The organism is Pseudarthrobacter sp. TE3704, from assembly GCF_056279405.1.
Genome location: NZ_JBWCCJ010000002.1, coordinates 75,428 through 94,719 on the forward strand (window position 1 = coordinate 75,428; position 19,292 = coordinate 94,719).

Consider the following 19,292-nt stretch of genomic DNA (forward strand, 5'->3'; position numbering starts at 1 on the left):
TGTCTGCCGCACCCCTAAGGACTCTTACCGCAATGGCGCGGCGGAATTCCTCGCCGGGGGCAGCACGAGAGTTAGGTGCCGTCGGCAGCGGCTTCAAGGCCGACGACGACGGACGCGGGTTCTGCAGCCAAAGGAAGATTTTGCTGGTCCCGGACTCCATCGATGCCGCCGCTGGGATCGCGGTCAAGGCGCGCGAACAGAGGATCGAGGAAGGGCTGCTCTGGTCCGAGTTCTGCGACGAGTTCGATCGTGGTGTGGGCAGCCTCCGCACATGTCAGACTGTCGATGAGTGATCTGGAGCTGGTGCTGTCGTTGTAATCGAACCAGCCGGGCCGCACGATTGTGTAGGGCTTACCGCTGGCGCGGATGAGGCGTTCGCTGCGGCGTTTCCAGTCGTAGTACTCCGCCCGTGTGATGGCCCGATGGCGGTCATCAGCTCAGAGAACAGACAGGACAAGATGCTATGACTGGACTACTGCTGCGCAACGAGAAGGACACATCATCGGAAACGGAACTGGGGTGATCGGCCCCGGAATCTACGGATCAGCGCTGGTCCCTGAGCTGGCCGCTGCCGGCACCCACACCGTGCCCGTGCGGCCCGCGTGTTTGCTGTCGTGTTGACCAACGACGGGAGGCAGGGGACCCGGCGCCGCCCGCTTCGGTTGCTCTTAGGCCTGCTGCTGGTCGGGGTGCTCGCAGCAATGCTGGTGCTCTTCGGACCCGGCTTGCTCAGTGGCTTCCGCACCGGGATCACCCCGGTGCTGTTGCCCCCGGACTGTACGGTCGCAACCTCGGAGGGGGAGGTCGGGCTCGACCGCGACGAGGCGCAGCTGGCAACGACCGCCGTCGCTCTCCTGGCCCGCGGGATGGAAGCACCGGACACCTCCGGCATCGATGATGGGGTGTTGCAGCGGCTGGCCGAGGGGCCAGCTGAAGACGCTGGTCCTTCACTGGCCTGCCGGGGTTCCGCCGCCGGGGACCTGCAGGAACAGCAGTTGGGTGCCGCCGGCCTGACACCCCGCGCCGAACATGTGCGCGAGGCCATGACCGAAGTGTTTGGCGACCAAAGCCTGGGCGGGTTCGCCCCGGGCGGCGTCGGCCAGGGGCACGGAGCGGACTCCACGCACTACGACGGCCGGGCGATCGACATCTTCCTCCGCCCCGTGGCCGAAGAGAACCGGCGTCAGGGATGGATACTCGCCCACTGGCTCGTCGCCCATGCCGAGGACCTGGACATCCAGTACGTGATCTTCGACGACCGGTTCTGGAGCGTACACAGCTCGAGCGGGCAATGGCACTCTTACGACGCACCTGAGCCCCGCAACGAGATCCTGCGCCACCTCGACCACGTACACGTAGACGTGCTGCGCGGAGGCTGACTGACGTCAACGCCGAACTCATCCAGCGACTAAACAACACGGAACGCCGGGTAGGGCGCTGTCAGTCCTCTTTCGGTGCAACGAAGCCAGGTTCTCCTGGAAAAGGGTAGGTGCTGTAGGGGAAGTTCTCCCTGGTGATGTCAAGGATTCCTGGATTCTTCTCAAACCACCGACGGGCCTTGTCATCTGTGACCTCGTACATGGGCTTTGGCAGCCCCTTGGGTTTCCGGAGCTTGCGTGCCCGCCATTCCTTCCGGAGTATTGCGGTGCTGGCCAACCAGCCGCCGGTACATATGAGGGTCAGGAATGCGAAGAACAGCGTCACCACCACGCCCATGCCCATGTCACCCGGATCGGGAAAGGACATGATGATCGTGAGGATCCCGAAGGGAATTCCAAATGGGGCCAGGATGGCAGGGACCGTCATGATCAGGGCGACCAAACTCTGGCCGATAACGCTGTTGGCCATGTTGGAGGATTCTGTGGCATTGTGCCCTCCGAGGCCCCATTCTTCCTCTGTGTAGGCGTAGACCACGTACTCCTTACTCCACCCTCCAGTCCCGTACCGGTACTTCGGCACATGCTTCTTGACGTACTCCTCAGTGCGCCTCTGCCTCTCAGCCTTGCGCAACTGCCTCTCGGCCTTGGTTCTCATGTTTGAGGGATCCCCGTGGAGCCAATAACGGCGAAGCGAAGGAACAGTAGAGAAGCGCGATAACCGCAATGAGTGTGGTGAAGGAGCTTGTTCAAGATTGTCCAATGGGCCGGAGGGCGCGCGGAGGCGGCGCGCCCCCAGCACGATGCAATCCCAGGTACCGGTGAACCACCGGCCTCTGTTGCTCACATAGTCTTCACCCTAGCGAAAAACGACCGGTAAGTGCCGGGGATCAGCCCATGCGGCTCACGCGGACACCGCCAACCGCTCCCGTCCACGGCGTATCGCCCGGGCTGGGCAGGGTCAGATGCGCGAAAACGTACCCCTGCTGAAGTTCAAGGACGTGCGACGTGCTCCCGGCACAGTCCAGTGCGAGCACTAATGGCCGGAAAGGCGCGCCGGGGTGCTCCTGTCCGACGGATATTTCCGCTCCGGAAGCACCAACACAGGCTGCGGTGACGGTGTACCGCCCGGCCGCCGGTACCCTCTCAGTTTTGCCGAACCCCCTGACCGGTCCGTCCAGTGGCCCAACCTCGGAAAGGAGGACTGGCTCCGGCAATTCCCCCAGGAGCCGGTCCAGCTGAGCGTAGTTCACGGCCTCAAGTTCGAGGATCCGCCGATCGTTGTAAGGTTTCGGGGCCCCTGCCATTGGCGTTGGGCCGGCTGTTGGCGTAGGCCCCTGTTCGTAGGCGGGTACCGGTGTGTGCACCGGCTCGGAGTATTCATAGGCGCATCCCGCCGTTCCGCTGATCGGGATCAGCAGGCACATGGCAAACGCGAGCCGGCGCAGCCTGTCCTTCATTTCCACCCTTCAATGGTGGGCAACCCGGCCGTCCAAAACAACCACAAGCATGACCAGTGAAGTACGCGACGAAATTGCTAATGATAATGATTTGCATCTAGGGTGTTGGGTCGGACTACTAACGCTTGGCGATCAGAAGGAAAGAACAAATGGGTTGGCAAAAGATGAGGGTGGCTGGCGCGTCCACCGTCGCACTGTTGATGATTGCGGGGTGTGCCGCTGGCGGCAACGACGCCCCGGAAACTACGCAGCCGCTGAGGGTGGTGGGGCAGTTTGAGTTCCACAGCCTTGACCCCTCCACGGCCGGCGGCTTCTTCACCCGGCTGCAGGTGGCAGAAACCCTGGTGGACGCGGACGTCCAGGGCGTCCTCCAGCCCGGACTGGCCGAAAGCTGGAGCGCCTCCGCAGACGGGCTGTCCTGGACCTTCGCGCTCCGTCCGGATGCCCTCTTCCATGACGGCACGGCTGTCAATGCCGAGGTGGCAGCGGCCGCGCTGACCACGGCACAGGGCAAGGCCGGCACCCCGCTGGCAACGGTTCCCCTCAAGGCGATCTCGGCAGAGGGCAATGCTGTCCGCGTGGACCTGGCGGAGCCGTTTGCACCCTTGCCGGCGGTACTGGCCCACACGAGCACCCAAATCCTCGCCCCCAGTTCCTACGGTCCCGATCAGGCAGTCACCAAAGTGGTGGGCTCAGGGCCATACCAGGTGTCGCACATCGTGCCGCCGGCCAAGGTTGAACTTGCGGCCTTCGAGCAGTGGCATGGCGAGAAGCCGGACATCTCCGAGGTTACTTATCAGGCCGTCGGGAGGGCCGAAAGCCGGGCTTTGATGGCCGAAAGCGGCCAGGCGGACGTTACCTTCGGCATGGACCCCACCAGCCTTCAGAAGATCAGGCAGGCAGGCAAGCTGGATATCGCCGCCGTGACCCTGCCCAGGAGCATCCTGCTGAAGGCCAACTCCGGCCACAAAATCCTCGGCGACGTCCAGGTGCGCCGCGCCCTCAGCTTGGCACTGGACCGCGAATCGATGGCAACGGCATTGTTGCGTGATCCGGAGATGGCGGCCACCCAGCTCTTCCCGCCATCCCTGCCGGACTGGCACCAGGCATCGGCCAAGCCCCTGGAGCACGATCCGGCCGCCGCCCGGAAACTCCTGGCCGACGCCGGCTGGGTCCCCGGCAGCGACGGCATCCTGGAACGAGACGGCAGGAAATTTACAGTCACCCTGCGGACCTTCCCTGACCGCCCGGAACTTCCCATCCTCGCCACGGCGATCCAGGCCAAGCTGAAAGAACTGGGAATCGCCGTGGATGTGAAGGTGGGCAACTCCAGCGAAATCCCGGCCGGGCATAAGGACGGATCCCTCGAGCTGGCGCTGTACTCCCGCAACTACGCACTGGTACCCGACGCACTGGTGACCCTGAGCGACGATTTCGCCCCCGAAGGCGGAGACTACGGTTCCATGGGCTGGAACGACCCCGCCCTCACCTCGGCTTTGCACGACCTGGCCAACGGCAACGACGCCGGGAAGGCAGCGGAGTCCCGCGGAAAAATCGCGGACATCCTGCAGGCCCAGTTGCCCGTCATCCCGGTGGCCTGGTACCGGCAGAGCGCCGTGGTCAGCGCCCGCGTCGACGGCGTGACGCTGGACCCGCTGGAGCGTTCATGGCGCCTGGGCGACCTGGCCTGGAAAAAGTAGGAGGGGGACATCATGACCTTATCCACCGCAGAGCCCCGTCCCTTATCCAGGCCCGCTGTTCCTCCCGCCGTGGCCACCACGGCAGGGGTCCTGGGCCGCCGCGCCCTCCAGGCGGCCGGGGTAGTCCTCGTCGTCTCCACCGCCTGCTTCGCCATTGTCCAAAACCTCCCAGGAGATATCGCTTTTCGGATTGCCGCCGGCCGCTACGGCTATGACCAGGTCACCGCTGCGTCCGCCGACACCGTCCGTGCTGAACTGGGGCTTGACCAGCCGGTCTGGCTCCAGCTCATGGACTGGCTGGCCGGCCTGGCGTCCTTCGACCTGGGTAATTCGCTGGTCACGGGGGCAAGCGTGGCCGGGGAACTTGGCCTTCACCTCGCGAGCAGCCTGCAGCTGGCGGCTGCCGCGCTGGTTCTTGCCTTGATCGCCGGGGGCACCGTGGGAGCCCTGGCAGCGGCCCGGCCGGGCGGCCTCCTGGACCGGCTCACCACAGTCTGGGTGTCCGCCGCGCGGGCCCTGCCGCCATTCCTGCTCGGGCTGCTCCTGATCCTGCTGTTTTCCGTCCACCTGGGCGTGCTGCCCGCCGCCGGCCATGGGGAAGCGAACAACATCGTTCTCCCGGCGGCGACACTCGCCGTCGGCCTCTCCGGGCTGTTCGCCCGGGTAACCCGGGATGCGATGGCGCAGATCCGCCAATCAGACTATGTCCGCTTCGCTGCCACCAAGGGGCTGGGCGGCTGGCTCGTGTTCCTCCGGCACATCTGCAGGAACACCGGCGTGACCCTGATCGCCTACGTCGGCGTGCAGGTCCTGGTTCTCATCGAAGGCGTTGTGGTGGTGGAAAGCCTCTTCGCCTGGCCTGGCCTGGGGCATGCCCTGGTCCATGCAATCTTCTGGCGGGACATCCCCATGATCCAGGCGACGGCACTGGCGCTGGCGCTCATGGTGGTCGCCATGAATACGCTCGTTGACCTCGCCACAGCAGCTGTTGATCCCCGGCCCCGCCACAAGGAGGCAGTACTGTGACCAACACCGCCGCCATGCACGAACTCTCCCCGGCGCCAGCCCAATACGCCAACCGGCCGCAGTGGCTGGCTGACCGGACAAAAACACAACTCATTTCCGCAGCCCTGCTGGCCGCCCTGGCCGTCTTCGCCATAGGCGGGCCCCTGGCCTGGCCGGACCACGCACTCCAGGACCTGTCCACGTTCCTGGACCCACCAAGCCCCGCCGAGCCGCTGGGCCGTGACCACCTGGGCCGCAGCGTCATCGCGCGGCTGGCCCACGCCACCCAGCTCTCCCTCATGATGGCGGTGCTGTGCGTCAGCGCCGCCATGCTCTTCGGCACCCTGGCCGGCATAGCGGCAGCATGGCGCGGCGGCTGGGTCGATTCGGTACTCCACGGCCTGTCCGAAGTCTTCATCGCGCTGCCGGCCCTGCTGGTGGTTCTCGTTGTCTCAGCCATCGCCAACGGTGACCTCTGGACGCTCTGCCTGGGACTCGCCTTGGCGCAGTGGGTGGAGTATTTCCGCATGGTCCGCGCCCGGAGCGGCCTTGTCCTGGCCGGCCCGGCGGTGGAGGCCGCAGGCCTGCTCCGGCTCGGACCCGCACACATCGTGCGCCGGCACCTCTTCCCTGAACTGCGGCCGCTGCTGACCACCATGGCGACCTTCGGCGTCGGCTCCTCCATCCTTGCGCTGTCCACGCTCGGCTTCGTGGGGATCGGCGTCCGGCCGCCCACACCCGAGCTGGGACTGATGATCACCGAAGCCTTCCCGTATTACCACGAGGCACCCTGGATGGCGCTGGCGCCGGTCCTGGTTCTCACCACTATCCTGATCGGGCTCCTGGGCCTGCGGAGCAAGGAGTCCCGAGCATGAGCCTGCGCCTGAGCAACCTCGTCGTAAGCCACGGCGGCAAAGTCCTGGTCGAGGCCGACCAGCTGGACTTCGAGCGCGGGCAACCCGTGACGATCGTTGGTGAGAGCGGCTCGGGCAAATCCCTGCTTGCCCACGCCATCATGGGGACGCTCCCACCGAACCTCACAGCCCGCGGCACCCTGACCGTGGACGGCCGCTCCTACGACGTCGGCGACCAGTCGAACCGGCGCGGCCTGTGGGGCCGGACCATGTCCCTTCTGCCCCAGGAACCCGTGCTGGCCCTGGACCCCACCATGCGGGCCGGCGAGCAGGTGGCTGAAGGAGCCCTTACCTTCAGTACGGACAAACGCGGCGCGCGGCGGGCTGCGGATACCCTCCTGTCCGCGCTGGGCCTGGGTAAGGCTGCACGGGCCTTTCCACACACGCTGTCCGGCGGCATGGCGCAGCGGGTGGCGTTCGCGGCGGCGACCATCGGCGGCGCTCCTGTTCTCATCGCGGACGAGCCTTCCAAGGGCCTGGACCAGCGCGCCAGGACGGAACTGGCGGAACTGCTCCGGAGCCACCTCGACGGCGGCGGCGTCCTGCTGACCATTACCCATGACCTCGACCTGGCCCGCGGGCTCGGCGGGAAGGTCCTGGTGATGAAGGCTGCCCATGTTCTGGAGCAGGGGCCCGCCGGGCAGGTCCTGGCACAGCCGGAACATCCGTACACCCGGCGGCTCCTGGCTGCCGAACCCTCCCACTGGAGGCACCCGTGGATGAGGAGCCCGTTGGATCTGGCGGACCGGACAGGCGCCGCTCTGGTCTCGGGAGAGGGCCTCAGCAAGTCCTTCGGCAGCCAGCAACTGTTCAGCGATCTCTCCCTGGAGGTCAGGGCAGGGGAGCGGATTGCGTTAAGCGGTCCGAGCGGAAGCGGGAAGACCACCCTTGGGAATGTACTGCTGCGCCTCCTTCGGCCCGACACAGGGACGGTGCGGCATGCGGACGTCCTCAAACGGGGCCGGCTCCAAAAGCTGTACCAGGACCCGGCCCTGGCATTTCCACCGCGTGTTCAGCTGAAGGACGCGCTGGGGGACGTGGTCGGCCGCCACGGCCTGGACCGCTCCCGCATTGAGGAGCTCATGGGCTCGCTGCGGCTTGCCCCCGAACTTCTGCACCGCAGGCCGGGGCAGATTTCCGGCGGGGAGCTGCAGCGGATTGCCATCATCCGGTCGATGCTCCTTGAGCCCGCCCTGGTCTTCGCCGATGAGCCGACATCCCGCCTGGACCTCATCACGCAGGAAGAAACGATGCGCTGCCTTATGGAGCAGGTGGACCGGCTGGACTGCGCGCTGGTTCTGGTAACGCACGACGACGGCCTTGCCGCCGCAGTGACCGACCGGAGTGTTGGGTTGGGGGCGGCTTCGCCGTTGCCGGTGCCGGTGCCCGACGTTCAGTTCGCAGGAGGCTAATGCGGGTGGCGGAGGGCTGAGGGTCAGGCGTTAACCAGGGCGAGCACGCGGAATGCATCACCCCTATCCTCGATTCCTGCGTATGCCAGTAACGGTGTTTGGGGTTCGCTTTGGGGATCCTCTAAGGTTGATCCCCGATGATAGCCCTTGACGAAACGTCCAGTCAGCCCCACGCCGGGTCGCCGCGTGGACCCGTGTTCGTCGACGCGTCCGGCCGGCGGCTGAGGCGGGTCAAGCTGATCGGCCTCGGAGCCCTGGGGCTTGTGGCGGCCTACGTCCTGCTCCTTTTAGTGGCGTTCATCAGCGGATCCAATGTCTCCGCGCCCTACCTGCCCCTTCCGGCCGCCGCCGAGGCCCCTGCTCCGCAGCCGGTGCCGTCGGCGCCCGCTTCCAGTGCGGCTGGCCTCCCGGCCGTGGAAGCCCCGGCGGCAGGGCCGCCAGCCCTGCCCGCCGCCCAGGCCGCGGTGGCTGCACCCCCGGCCGCGCCCGTGGCACCGCCGGTCAACAGCCCGCCGGTTCAGGCTGTGCCGCGTGTTGAAGCTCCAGCGCCTGCTGCGGAGCCGGCGGCGCCCGGCATGAGCGGGTCCGCCCCGGGCCAGGCAACCCGGCCGTCCGCCCCGCCACGCCCGTGAGTGTGCGCCGGAACAAGGGCGCTGTTCCTGTCAACGTAAGGGCTCATTGGTTCGTCCTCATGGCGGTCCTGTTTGCCCTGGGTATTGCCCTCGTGGTGCAGGGATACATGCACCACCTCGCCGGAGTCGGCTACGACTCAGCTCCTGCGAATGGACCCTCGGGCAGCGTCCCGAACGCCGTGTCGCAGGGCGGTCCCGTGGTCGACGCCCGTAACGGGGCTGTCCGCACAGTGACGCCACCGGACCGAACGGTCGCCCTGACCTTCGACGACGGCCCGGACCCCGTCTGGACACCACAAATCCTCGACGTCCTTCGCAAGCACCAGGTACATGCGACGTTCTTCGTCGTCGGTTCGGCCGCGATCGAGAACCCAGATATTGTGCGGCGCATCATGGCCGAAGGCCACGAAATCGGCGTCCATACGCTCACCCATGCCGACCTTGGCACCGCCGACGAGTGGCGCCGCCAGCTTGAACTCCAGGGTGCCCAGGACGCGATCATGGGCATCACCGGCCAAGCGGCGTCCCTGCTGCGTCCCCCGTACAGCTCCGGAAACGGTGCCGTGGCCGGCGGTACCTGGTCCGCGATGCAGGCATCGGCGGACGAGGGGTACCTCACCGTGTTGAGCAGCCTGGACAGCGGGGACTGGCGGCTGCCGGGCGCCGCGGAGATTGAACGCACTCTGGCTCCTTCCGGGCCGCAGGGGCAGGTGGTCCTGATGCACGACGGCGGAGGAGACCGGGAGCAGACAGTGGCCGCCCTGGACTCCGCCCTTGCACACTTCGCCGACAAAGATTTCCGGGTCACCACCGTTGGTGATGCGATCGGCGTCGACACCATGCGGCCGGCAACCGCTATGGAACAGGCCAGCGGGACGGCCCTGGCGTGGGGCATCCGCCTCAGCGGCTTCGTTGTCACGGCCATCTCGTGGGCGCTCGTTGCAGCCGGTGCCGTGACGTTCATCCGTGCCGTCCTCGTGGTCTTCTTCGCCGCGCGGCACAGCCGTGCCGCACGCCGCATCTCAACGGCCGGCCGCGGCCGCCGCCGGGTGGACGTGCTGGTCCGGCCGGAGGTTACAGGCGCGGTCACAGTGATCGTGCCGGCGTACAACGAGTCGGCCGGCATCGAAGCGGCGGTCCGGTCCATCGTGGCCTCCACCCACCCGGTGGAGATCATCGTCGTCGATGACGGATCCACCGACGGGACCGCCGACATCGTGGACGCGCTCGGACTGCCCGGCGTCACGGTGATCCGGAAGGAGAACGGAGGCAAACCGTCCGCGCTTAACGCCGGGCTGCAGGCCGCCACCCACAACCTTGTGGTGATGGTGGACGGCGACACCGTCTTCGAACCGGACACAGTCCATGCCCTGATCCAGCCCTTCGCCGACCCGCGGGTGGGTGCCATCTCGGGCAACACCAAGGTCGCCAACCGCGGTGGCATCCTCGGCGCCTGGCAGCACATCGAGTATGTCGTGGGCTTCAACCTGGACCGCAGGCTGTTCGACGTCGCGGAATGCATGCCCACTGTCCCCGGCGCCATCGGGGCCTTCCGCCGCGATGCCCTCCTCCGCGTCGGTGGAGTCAGCGATGACACACTCGCGGAAGACACGGACCTGACCATGTCACTGTGCCGGGACGGCTGGCGCGTTGTTTCAAGGACGACGCAAGGGCCTGGACCGAAGCGCCGGCGAGCCTCTCGGCGCTTTGGAAACAGCGGTACCGCTGGTGCTATGGAACGCTGCAGGCAATGTGGAAGCACCGCGGCGCGGTGGTGCAGGGAGGGGCAGCCGGCAAGCTGGGGCGGCGCGGCCTCGGCTACCTGCTCGTCCTCCAGGTGCTGCTTCCGCTGTTCGCGCCGGTCGTCGATATCTTCGCTGTCTACGGCCTGATCTTCCTCGATCCACTCCGGATCGTGGCGCTGTGGTTTGTCTTCCTGGCTGTCCAATTCCTCATGGCCGCCTACGCGTTCCGGCTCGACAATGAGCGCCTCCGCCCGCTGTGGACGCTTCCGCTTCAGCAGTTCGTTTACCGGCAGCTCATGTATCTCGTCGTCATTCAGGCCGTTGTCACCGCCGTGGCCGGCGTGCACCTGCGGTGGCACCGGATGGAGAGGTACGGCAGCCTGCGCGTCCCCACCGGACAATCCCAAGAGTAGGGGCCGCCTAGCGGACCAACCGGTAGCGAACATGCGTCACCAGGCTGGTGCCGCTGACTTCCGTCGGTTCAAGCCTGACGTTTCGGACGCCATCCATCAGACGCTCGCCCCCTCCGAGGATGAGCGGTGAGGTGTGGAGCCGCAGTTCGTCGATCAGCCCCGCCGAGAGATATTGCTGCACCGTTTTGGCGCCCCCGGCAATCGCGACGTCCTTGCCGGCCGCAGCTTCCCGCGCCCGGGCCAATGCTGCCTCAATCCCATCGGCCACGAAGTTGAATGTCGTGCCGCCCTGCATCTCAAGGGGAGGGCGCGGATGATGCGTAAGGACAAACACCGGTGCGTGGTACGGCGGATCCTCACCCCACCAGCCGCGCCAGTCTTCCGGCCAGGGCCCCGGGCCGGGGCCAGCGAACATGTTCCGGCCCATGATGAAGGCGCCTGCCCGGAGGATGCCCTCGATCGCCGCCGCGTTCGCCTCCGGTTCTTCGAACATCCAGCGGTGCAGGTCCTCGCCGCCCTCGCCCAATGGCTCGGCCAGGCTTTGATGCGGACCGGCGACGAATCCGTCGAGGGAAACGGTGAGGTCACACGTAACGCTGTTCATGGCTTCCTTCTCCAGTGCAAGGGACATTAGGAACGCCGGGCACCGCCAATGCTAGCGGGACCCGCCGGCGACTGGAAGGCGCGTGGGATTGTGCGGAGGTCCGGCCGCCGCGACCGCCATGGGCATCGGCAAAGTGGGCATGATGTCAGTGTGGCATCGAGGGGCTGCGCAGTCCGCTGTACGCCGCCACCGCCCCGGCCAGGAAAATGAGCGCGGCCACGTAGACCGGTCCGAGGTGGCCAAGGGTTGCCAGTCCCCAGGGGTAGTGGGCGGGGAGGGCCACGGCGAGTCCGACGACCGGGACGATAACGGCTGTGGTGAAGGCCCACCGTTCTCCACGGCGTACGCCGTACCAGGACAGACCCGCGACGGCGAGCCCGGCGGCCGCGATGAAGCCGCTGATCGTGATGTGGAGATGGCTGATGTAGTGGTACAGCTGCGGGCTGAACGCCTCAATCTCCGTTTTTCCCTTGTCCACTTGGTCGGGTCCTATGCCCAGCTCCAGGAATGCGCCTGTGAAATTGAGCACAAAGAAGACCGCGGCGTACCCCACGAATGCCAAACCGGCCAGTGTCATGAGGGCCGCTCCCGTCCTCAGCCGGGACTGCTTTCCCGGGGGAACCTGGATGTCAGGCATGGTCAGCACCCCTTTCTTGTATACGTAGGTCCTCGAATGAGAGTCCTGGGCTCGGTGGCCTGTCAAGAGACTCCCGAACAGGAAACGAATCTGGGCCTTGCAGAGGGGCGTAACCCGATGTGCGGCGGGCAACGGGCACTGGGTACTGTTCTTCGGATGCGAAAAGACAAGAAACACCTCGCTGCCCTCCTGATCACCCTCGTCCTGGCCGGCGGCCTGCTGACCGCCGGTTCCGCTCCTGCAGGCGCCGCTTCGTGGCCCTTTGGGTGGTGGAACTGGATCACCGCCGGTGCCCAATCGCCGGCTCCTTCGACGACTGCCTCAGCTCCCGCAACGCGGACGCCCGCACCGGTTCCGGCCACATCGAGCCCCGCTGCCGCGCCGGCGACGACGCCGCCGGCGGAAGCTCCCGCAGTTCCTGCTGAGGCTCCGGTTGCCGCAGCGCCCGCTCCGGCTCCTGCCGAGGTTCCGGTTGCCGCAGCACCGGCACCGGCTCCCGCTGAGGTTCCGGTTGCCGCAGCACCGGCACCGGCTCCCGCACCGGCACCGGCTCCCGCACCTGCTCCTCCGGTGGCGCCGTCCGCCACCGGCACGCCGTCCAACGCCGTCGCCCAGCGATCCTTCCAGCTCATCAATGAATACCGGGCCGCAAACGGCCTTGCCCCGTTGCGCTACAACAGCGGCCTCGAAGCGGTTGCCCAAAACTGGTCGAACACCATGATGAATGACATCAACACCCAGGGCAGCGCCGGTTTCCGGCACAACCCCGACGCGGCCGCCCAGATCCCGTCCGGCTGGAGCCGCACCGCCGAAAACATTGCCGTGAACGCCGACGCCGATGCGCTCTTCGCTGCCTGGAAGGCCTCACCCGGCCACAACGCCAATATGCTCAACGCTGCCCTGACCGACTTCGGGTTCGGCTCTGCCCGGCTCTCCGCCGGTTCGCCTTACGGGGCCCAGCTGGTGGCCACGCAAAACTTCGCCACCTACGCATAGTTAAACAAGGAACGACGGCGGCCCGGCCGCCGTCGTTCCTTGTCCCGCGCAGCTGCCGAGACAGTTTGCCGTGCGGCTGTCTGAGAGACGCCTCTCCCTAAAGAAGAAGGGGGATTTGTTCGTTGACTTTCCAGTGCAACGTGAGGATCCTCAGACTTACATATTCGGTGTAGTAATCCCTGCTGAAATCAGGCCGCCATGGGCAACGATGACTATGGAACTTTGGAACTGGACCTCCTGCGGTCCTGGCAACTGCGCCGTGATGGGGCGCTGGTCCATGTTGCCGCCCGGCAACAGCGGCTTATTGCGGCACTGGCGGTCCGTGGTCCCAGCCTCCGTAACTACCTTGCCGGCATGCTCTGGCCGGAGTATCCGGATGCCAAGGCACTGGAAAGCCTCCGGGTGGCCGTCCATCTGATGACACGGCAGGTGCCGGGCCTGCTCGTCAAGGACGGAGCCCTGCTCAGCCTCAACAGCCGGGTTGCTGTGGACCTGTACTCGGTTCGCGCCCTGCTGAAAGAGGCCGCCCTTTCGAGTACCGGCAGCACGTGGACCCTGTTGCGGAACCTGCGCGACGCGGAATTCCTGCCCGGCTGGTACGAGGACTGGGTGATCTTCGAGCAGAGCCGGCTGCGGCACGACCAGCTCCGCGCCTTCACGCTGGCGGCACGGGAGTCTGCTGCCCGCGGGGACCACGAGGACGCTGCGGAAGCGGCGTTGGCCGCCCTGGAAATCGAACCTCTCTATGAAAGCGCCGTCCGGGTGCTTGTTGCGTCAGAACTGGCACAGGGGAACCTGGCCTCCGCCCTGCTCGCCTACGACAAATACCAGGAGCAACTGCTGAAGGACATGGGTGTCCCACCCTCCGAGGGTTTGAGGCAGCTGATTGGCCAGACAGCCAGGCCGCCGGCCCCCCGCGCGGACGTGCCGCTAGTTCCTGCGCTGGACATCGGATTGGGTCAGCAGCCAGTGCTGCACAACGTGTAGCACTTTATCCCGGTCGGCAGCGGAAACCGTGATGCGCTCCTCGCCGCGGCCCGGGCCGTAGGTGATCCTGGCCCGGAACCTGGGTGGCTGCGCCCCATCTTCATGCCACGCCCGGATCACCAGCGTGCTGGCGTCGGGAACCGCAGACGTCCCGTTGTGGCCCTCGCCAGGTGCCGGCCCGACGTCGTTCATCCGCATGGTTTTCCCGCTTTCAGCCAAGCCCAGCGTTATCCAAGTAGACCCGGCACGGCGTTACTCCTGCATGACCAGCCCCGCGCCCTAACGGACGGCGTGCACGGGGGACAGTAACGCCGTCGTAACGGGCTGTCTGATCAGCTGTCCCCACAAGGTACATGCCCACGGGGGAGGGACACAGGCTTCCGGAAGAGGGTCAGCGCAATGGGCAATCCAGGCGGCGACGGCAGGCTGCCCATCATCTATGTGCGCGGCTTCGCCGGAAACGGCAGCGCCATCAACAGTGCGGTGGACGACCCGTTCTACGGCTTCAGCCAGGGATCAGTCCATGTCCGCTCGGACAGCCGCGGCCGGGCGCAGTTCCACCAGTTCGAATCGCCCATGCTGCGCCTCATCACGGACCACAAGTACGAGGTCCCGGTGCATGGGGACCAATGGGCATTCCTCCAGGGCGTGGAAACCGGTACGGTCAGTCCTGCGTCCATATGGATCTACCGCTTCTACGACAACTCCGCCGACACCTTAGCGGAGGAACCGGACAGCTTTTCGTTCGAAACGGCCGCACGGGACCTGTTCAAGCTGATCAAGCTGGTCCTTGACAGGACGGGGGCTCCGAAGGTCTTCCTGGTGGCGCACTCCATGGGCGGGCTGATCTGCCGCTCTCTCCTCCAGCGCGTGATCCCGGAAGAATCCGCCGGCGCGGACGGAAACATCGACCCCGCCGCCGGAACCAGGTACGTGGCCAGGGTCTTTACCTACGCCACACCGCACGGCGGAATCAGCTTCGCCATCGGATTCGGCCTGCTGGAGCGCATCCGGGATGCAACAGGAATCCACGGTGCCGACATCTTCGGCCCCGACCGCATGTATGACTACCTCACTCCTACGGCCCGGCGGCCTGTCCTGAAGCGCGACGGCTTCAAGGGAACGGAGATTCCGGCCGGCAGTTTCCCGGTAGATGAGCTCTTCTGCCTGGTGGGCTCAAATCCTGAGGACTATGACGTTGCACTGGGCTTGTCCTCCAAGGCAGTGGGTGCACGCAGCGACGGATTGGTCCAGATCGACAACGCCGCGGTCCGTGGCGCTCCGCTCGCCATCGTCCACCGGGCCCACAGCGGCCGGTACGGGATCGTCAACTCCGAAGAGGGGTACCAGAACCTGCAGCGCTTCCTCTTCGGCGACCTGAAAGTCCAGATTGAGCTGGTTGGGTTCACCGTCGGAAGGAATGCCCCGGACGAGGTGGAATTCCAGCTGGACGTTGCGTTGGCCATCCGCGGGCTGCCCGTCCTGGTCCATGAGCAGACTGCCGCCCATTTTTGCCCCATCCAGATTGAGCGCTGGAGGGAAGGGAACCCCATCGATTCGCCGCAGCCCCTCCTCACCACGTTCCTCTCCTCACAGGCACCCCGGCCCTTGGTGGGCGGAAAGATGGTGCCCAGGCTCCGGCACGCGCTGCGGCTGCGGCTGTTGTCCATGGTCGAAAAACAAGGCCGGTTTTTCTTCGATGACCACATGGAACAGACGGAAGACTGGCAGGACACGCTGGTGGTGGACATCCAGCCCCCGTCCCCCGGACAACCGCTGCCAAGGGGCTGGGCCGCCTGGAACAGCACCATCCCCACGGCGTTACGGGACTGGGACCCGGAGGACAAGGACCGCCTGGTGGACCGGGACAGGACCGCCAACAGGTGGAGCGGCCGGATTGACGTTCCGGACCTGATGAAGCCCCTTCTCGGGGACAACGCCGGCCTTCAGATCACCGTGACACCGCGGGCGCTGCCGCTGTAGCAGCGGGAAGGGAACCCGTAACGGTGACGTAACGTGCGGCGGCCTAGACTCGCTGCCTACCAGTCCAGTCCACTATGCCGGTTGAGCCAGGCGGAAGAAGGCCACGATGTCCCAGTTGCAGGGGTTTCACTACCACGCCGGGCGGGAAGGCGCGCAGGCGCGCTCCGCCGAGTCGTTCAGGAGCCAGCCGCCGGCCGGGGCACCGGACGCGCCTGCGCTTTCCTTCACCAGCAACGAGGCCGCCGCCCGGTACTACCTCGACCAACTGTTCCAGCAGGACGGCCGTCCTGCCATAAGGTCCCTGGTGGAGCCGGAACTGCCGGAGCGTGTTCCGGGGTTCGTGGTGGAAAGTGAGCGGGAAGTGCCCGCGTTGGGAACCCGCACCCTGCGCTTTTCGCAGACCTACTGGGACATCCCCATCTTCGGGGCAAGTGCGCTGGTGGAGCTCACCGCGTCCCGGGAACTCGTGAGCGTGAACGGACAACTCGGCGAAGCCCCGGAGGCCAGCCCCGTCGAATCCCTGAGCCGGCCCGAGGCGCTGGAACGGGTGGCGGCCTTCACCGGCGCGGACATTCCTGCTGAAGCCGGCGTGGGTGCCCGGCTGAACTTTTACAAAAAGGACGACGACGGGTCGTGGCACCTCGCGTGGTTTTTCACCGAGCTTCCCGCAGAACCGCCTTCTGCAGGTGACCCTGGTGCTGCCCCTGATGAAGGGCTTTTGGGCCACGGCCTGGGACGGCGGCCGGTCCCGCCCAGCTACAACTACCTGGTGGACGCCCATAACGGCGAGATCCTGTTCTGCTACAGCGCCGCTCCGACTGCCTTGGCGGTTCCCGCCCGGTGCAAGGGCATTGACGAGGACGATGAGGAGCAGACGTTCTTCGGTGAACTGGTTGCACCGAACGGCACCACGTGCCGGCTCAACGACCCCCGCCGCTTGGTCCGCACGTACGACCTGAAGTTCGCTGACATCGACAACAACCCGCGCGACCCCGACTTCCCCGTAGAGGCGGCCAGCAGCGACTACGGGACGACCAACCGGGCGGCAGTTTCGGCCCACGCCAACGCGTCCCGCGTGCTGGACTTCTACAACGTGGTGCTGCAACGCAACGGTATCGATGACCAGGGGATGGACCTCATCTCACTGGTGAACGTCACGGCATCGAGCATGCAGGCTCCGCCCGCCCTCCTGAATGCCTTCTGGTTCAGGCACCGGATGTGGTACGGCCAGATCCAGAAGAACGGGCGCCTGGTCAGCCTCTCCCGCTTCCTGGATGTCATCGCCCATGAACTCACGCACGGCGTCATCGAAACGACCTCAAACCTGGTGTACGCAACGCAGTCGGGTGCACTGAACGAATCCTTCGCTGACATTGCCGGTGTCATCATCAAGAACTGGTACGAAGCGCCGGACCGGGCGGACGTATCCACGTGGGACTGGGAAATTGGCCCCGGACTGCGGCCGGACGGGCGGCCGCTGCGGAATTTCGCCGACCCCTCACGCACCGGCCACCCCAAACATATGGACAACTTCCGGCACCTGGGGCCCGGTGAACTGCCCAGCGGAGCCAACGACCAGGGGTGGGTCCACTTCAACAGCAACATCCACAACAAGGCCGTCCACAACCTGCTGACGATGGAAAACAACGGGGCCCGGGTGTTCACCGTCGAGGACGTCGCAGTGCTGACGCACTTGGGAATGGCACGGCTGACACCCCTCGCGACGTTCCCGGAGGCCCTTCAGGCGCTGGTGGACGTGGGGCAGACCTACTTCGGCGGCGACGCGCAGAAGCAGGAGAAGCTGGACTGCATCCGAACGGCGTACCAGCTGGTCGGAATCGCCTGAGGCGATCCGCCGCTAGTGTTGCCCTTTGTCGATCACGAGTTTGTCAGGTGCCCACGATTGGATCCGGCGGGGGAGCGGGCCGCCGGCATCCGCGGCGACGGTCATTTGGGCCTGCCCGTTTCCAAGGTCTTCCCAGCGGCCGGGCATGGCCTGGCCGCGGTCATCCGGGCTGCTGCCGTGCCAGATGCAGGAGCCGTCCGCCCGTACCTCGATGGCGTCCCGCCAACGGGCTGGCCGCAAGGGGTAATCGCGCGGACGGAACACCATGGCGGAGGACGTATCCTCCTCGTGCGCGTGCAGCCAGATTCCCGTGACTTCCGGCGGGACTCCACTCATGGCTTCGCCCGTCCTGGCGCTGTGGTCATCGTCCCATCATCCACCAGTTGAGGCCGTAGCGGCACTGTTAAGCGCCGCGCGGATACCGTCCAGAATCGACTTGGTCCGCTGGTTGTCCTGGCGGAGGCGTTCGAGTTCCTGCCGCAGCCGGAGCACTTCGCCGTCCTCCTGCTCCTGATCCTGGCCGGACTGTGCAGAGGACGCCGTTACCACGGAGCCCGCCGTGACGGGTTCCGGCTGGGCTGCCCCCGAGGATGCCGCCGAGGCGCCAGGCAGGGCGAAAGCCGGTGTGGCCAGGAACGAAGCCCGGGCCCCTTCCAAGCACGCGTCCATGCGCCGGGACTGGCCTTTGGTGAACATAAACATGGCGGCGTCGTCGGTGTAGTCCATGTAGTTCATGAACATGTTGCCGTCCGGTCCGTTGTTGCAGCTGAGCTGGGGGAACGTGGGGCTGTTGAAGGTGGCGTCCGCCTGGTTCGGCGTGTCGTCGACGAAGTCGGTTCCACTGCACGACCCGCGGTCATCGCCCCAGATGTGGCGGAGATCCAGCCAGTGCCCTATCTCATGCGTTGCGGTCCGGCCAAGGTCGAAGGGGGCCTGCGCCGTCCCGCCCTTTCCAAAGCAGAAGCTTGCGACGACGACGCCGTCGGTGGTGGGCGGGCCGCCGGGGAACTGCGCATATCCAAGGATTGTCCGCCCTATGGTGTCCTTGAGGTCGTTGCATACCCAGACGTTGAGGTACTCGTCGCTGGGCCAGCCGTCTGCCCCGCCGGTGTTGCTGGACTTCACGTCGTCGAATTCGGTGGTGAAGAACTGCATGGTTGTCGGCGTCCGGGTGATTCCATCGGTCGGGTTGCCGTCCGGGTCCTGCGACGCGAGCCGGAATTCTATGTTGCAGTCCGCCACCCGGTCCGCCCATACGGCCGGAACGCCGGCAACGTCAGGGTTGCCGGCGCGGAAGTCCTCGTTGAGGACGTCCACCTGGCTCCGGACCTGGGCTTCGCTGATGTTCTGGGCAGGGTCAGCAGGATTGTGCACCACATGGACCACGATCGGGATGACCAGGACGCCGTGCCGTCCGACGCGACGGGTCTGTTCCTCATAGGCCAGCGCCCGGTTGTCGATCAGGGCGCGGCGTTCCTGGTAAGTGACGCTCTGGTTCAGCAGCCGCCGGTGTACTTCCATGGTGCCGCACAGTTCGCGGGTCCTCGGCTCCGTGGCGTTCAATTGGCTTGTCTCAAACATG

The 19,292-nt window shown here is 66.1% G+C and carries 19 protein-coding genes; 12 read left to right on the top strand and 7 right to left on the bottom strand.

What is annotated here, in order from left to right; translation table 11 throughout:
* Positions 1-71 precede the first annotated feature (71 nt).
* Complete coding sequence (locus ACZ9BC_RS04305) at positions 72-416, bottom strand: NAD(P)H-binding protein (RefSeq protein ID WP_476245389.1); 345 nt, start codon at positions 414-416, stop codon at positions 72-74.
* Between the two features lie 201 nt (positions 417-617).
* Here ACZ9BC_RS04305 and ACZ9BC_RS04310 point away from each other — a divergent pair, with 201 nt between their 5' ends.
* Complete coding sequence (locus ACZ9BC_RS04310; RefSeq protein WP_476244910.1) at positions 618-1,379, top strand: VldE C-terminal domain-containing protein; 762 nt, start codon at positions 618-620, stop codon at positions 1,377-1,379.
* Positions 1,380-1,440: 61 nt separating this feature from the next.
* Here the strand turns inward: ACZ9BC_RS04310 and ACZ9BC_RS04315 are convergent, their stop codons facing one another.
* Complete coding sequence (locus ACZ9BC_RS04315) at positions 1,441-2,034, bottom strand: hypothetical protein (RefSeq protein WP_476244911.1); 594 nt, start codon at positions 2,032-2,034, stop codon at positions 1,441-1,443.
* Positions 2,035-2,266: 232 nt separating this feature from the next.
* On the bottom strand, positions 2,267-2,836 hold the full coding sequence (locus ACZ9BC_RS04320) for a hypothetical protein (RefSeq protein WP_476245390.1): 570 nt from the start codon (positions 2,834-2,836) through the stop codon (positions 2,267-2,269).
* 149 nt (positions 2,837-2,985) lie between these two features.
* On the opposite strand from ACZ9BC_RS04320, the gene ACZ9BC_RS04325 reads away from it, so the two are divergent.
* From ACZ9BC_RS04325 to ACZ9BC_RS04355, 7 genes are all read left to right on the top strand, one after another.
* On the top strand, positions 2,986-4,536 hold the full coding sequence (locus ACZ9BC_RS04325) for an ABC transporter substrate-binding protein (RefSeq protein WP_476244912.1): 1,551 nt from the start codon (positions 2,986-2,988) through the stop codon (positions 4,534-4,536).
* 12 nt (positions 4,537-4,548) lie between these two features.
* Entirely contained in the window at positions 4,549-5,562 is a 1,014-nt protein-coding gene (locus tag ACZ9BC_RS04330; RefSeq protein WP_476244913.1) for an ABC transporter permease, read from the top strand.
* On the top strand, positions 5,559-6,416 hold the full coding sequence (locus tag ACZ9BC_RS04335; RefSeq protein WP_476244914.1) for an ABC transporter permease: 858 nt from the start codon (positions 5,559-5,561) through the stop codon (positions 6,414-6,416). The genes ACZ9BC_RS04330 and ACZ9BC_RS04335 overlap by 4 nt, the downstream gene beginning before the upstream one ends.
* The gene (locus tag ACZ9BC_RS04340) at positions 6,413-7,867 is read left to right on the top strand and encodes an ABC transporter ATP-binding protein (protein ID WP_476244915.1); all 1,455 of its coding nucleotides are present in this window, start codon (positions 6,413-6,415) and stop codon (positions 7,865-7,867) included. Before ACZ9BC_RS04335 ends, ACZ9BC_RS04340 begins: the two co-directional genes overlap by 4 nt.
* 137 nt (positions 7,868-8,004) lie before the next feature.
* A complete protein-coding gene (locus tag ACZ9BC_RS04345) occupies positions 8,005-8,499 on the top strand; it encodes a hypothetical protein (RefSeq protein WP_476244916.1) in 495 nt (164 codons plus the stop codon).
* Positions 8,500-8,558: 59 nt separating this feature from the next.
* Positions 8,559-10,391, top strand: coding sequence for a polysaccharide deacetylase family protein (locus tag ACZ9BC_RS04350; RefSeq protein ID WP_476244917.1), 1,833 nt, complete (start codon positions 8,559-8,561; stop codon positions 10,389-10,391).
* Positions 10,337-10,657, top strand: a complete 321-nt coding sequence (locus ACZ9BC_RS04355) for a hypothetical protein (RefSeq protein ID WP_217700308.1) — start codon at positions 10,337-10,339, stop codon at positions 10,655-10,657. The genes ACZ9BC_RS04350 and ACZ9BC_RS04355 overlap by 55 nt, the downstream gene beginning before the upstream one ends.
* Before the next feature lie 7 nt (positions 10,658-10,664).
* Here the strand turns inward: ACZ9BC_RS04355 and ACZ9BC_RS04360 are convergent, their stop codons facing one another.
* Together ACZ9BC_RS04360 and ACZ9BC_RS04365 are read right to left on the bottom strand one after the other, a co-directional pair.
* Complete coding sequence (locus ACZ9BC_RS04360) at positions 10,665-11,261, bottom strand: dihydrofolate reductase family protein (RefSeq protein WP_476244918.1); 597 nt, start codon at positions 11,259-11,261, stop codon at positions 10,665-10,667.
* 145 nt (positions 11,262-11,406) lie between these two features.
* Complete coding sequence (locus ACZ9BC_RS04365) at positions 11,407-11,898, bottom strand: hypothetical protein (protein WP_476244919.1); 492 nt, start codon at positions 11,896-11,898, stop codon at positions 11,407-11,409.
* Positions 11,899-12,054: 156 nt separating this feature from the next.
* Between ACZ9BC_RS04365 and ACZ9BC_RS04370 the strand changes: the two genes are divergently transcribed.
* The 4 genes from ACZ9BC_RS04370 (at position 12,055) to ACZ9BC_RS04385 (ending at position 17,710) form a co-directional block, all read left to right on the top strand.
* Complete coding sequence (locus ACZ9BC_RS04370) at positions 12,055-12,894, top strand: CAP domain-containing protein (RefSeq protein WP_476244920.1); 840 nt, start codon at positions 12,055-12,057, stop codon at positions 12,892-12,894.
* Positions 12,895-13,092: 198 nt separating this feature from the next.
* Positions 13,093-13,881: an AfsR/SARP family transcriptional regulator gene (locus ACZ9BC_RS04375; protein WP_476244921.1), complete on the top strand. Its 789-nt coding sequence runs from the start codon at positions 13,093-13,095 to the stop codon at positions 13,879-13,881.
* Between the two features lie 399 nt (positions 13,882-14,280).
* Positions 14,281-15,864 carry an esterase/lipase family protein gene (locus ACZ9BC_RS04380; protein WP_476244922.1) on the top strand — a complete coding sequence of 528 codons (1,584 nt, stop codon included), beginning with the start codon at positions 14,281-14,283 and terminating at the stop codon, positions 15,862-15,864.
* A gap of 106 nt (positions 15,865-15,970) precedes the next feature.
* The gene (locus ACZ9BC_RS04385; protein WP_476244923.1) at positions 15,971-17,710 is read left to right on the top strand and encodes a M4 family metallopeptidase; all 1,740 of its coding nucleotides are present in this window, start codon (positions 15,971-15,973) and stop codon (positions 17,708-17,710) included.
* Between the two features lie 12 nt (positions 17,711-17,722).
* Here ACZ9BC_RS04385 and ACZ9BC_RS04390 read toward each other — a convergent pair whose 3' ends face one another.
* Together ACZ9BC_RS04390 and ACZ9BC_RS04395 are read right to left on the bottom strand one after the other, a co-directional pair.
* Positions 17,723-18,046: a hypothetical protein gene (locus ACZ9BC_RS04390; protein ID WP_476244924.1), complete on the bottom strand. Its 324-nt coding sequence runs from the start codon at positions 18,044-18,046 to the stop codon at positions 17,723-17,725.
* 36 nt (positions 18,047-18,082) lie between these two features.
* Entirely contained in the window at positions 18,083-19,291 is a 1,209-nt protein-coding gene (locus ACZ9BC_RS04395; protein WP_476244925.1) for a zinc metalloprotease, read from the bottom strand.
* Position 19,292: the final 1 nt, after the last annotated feature.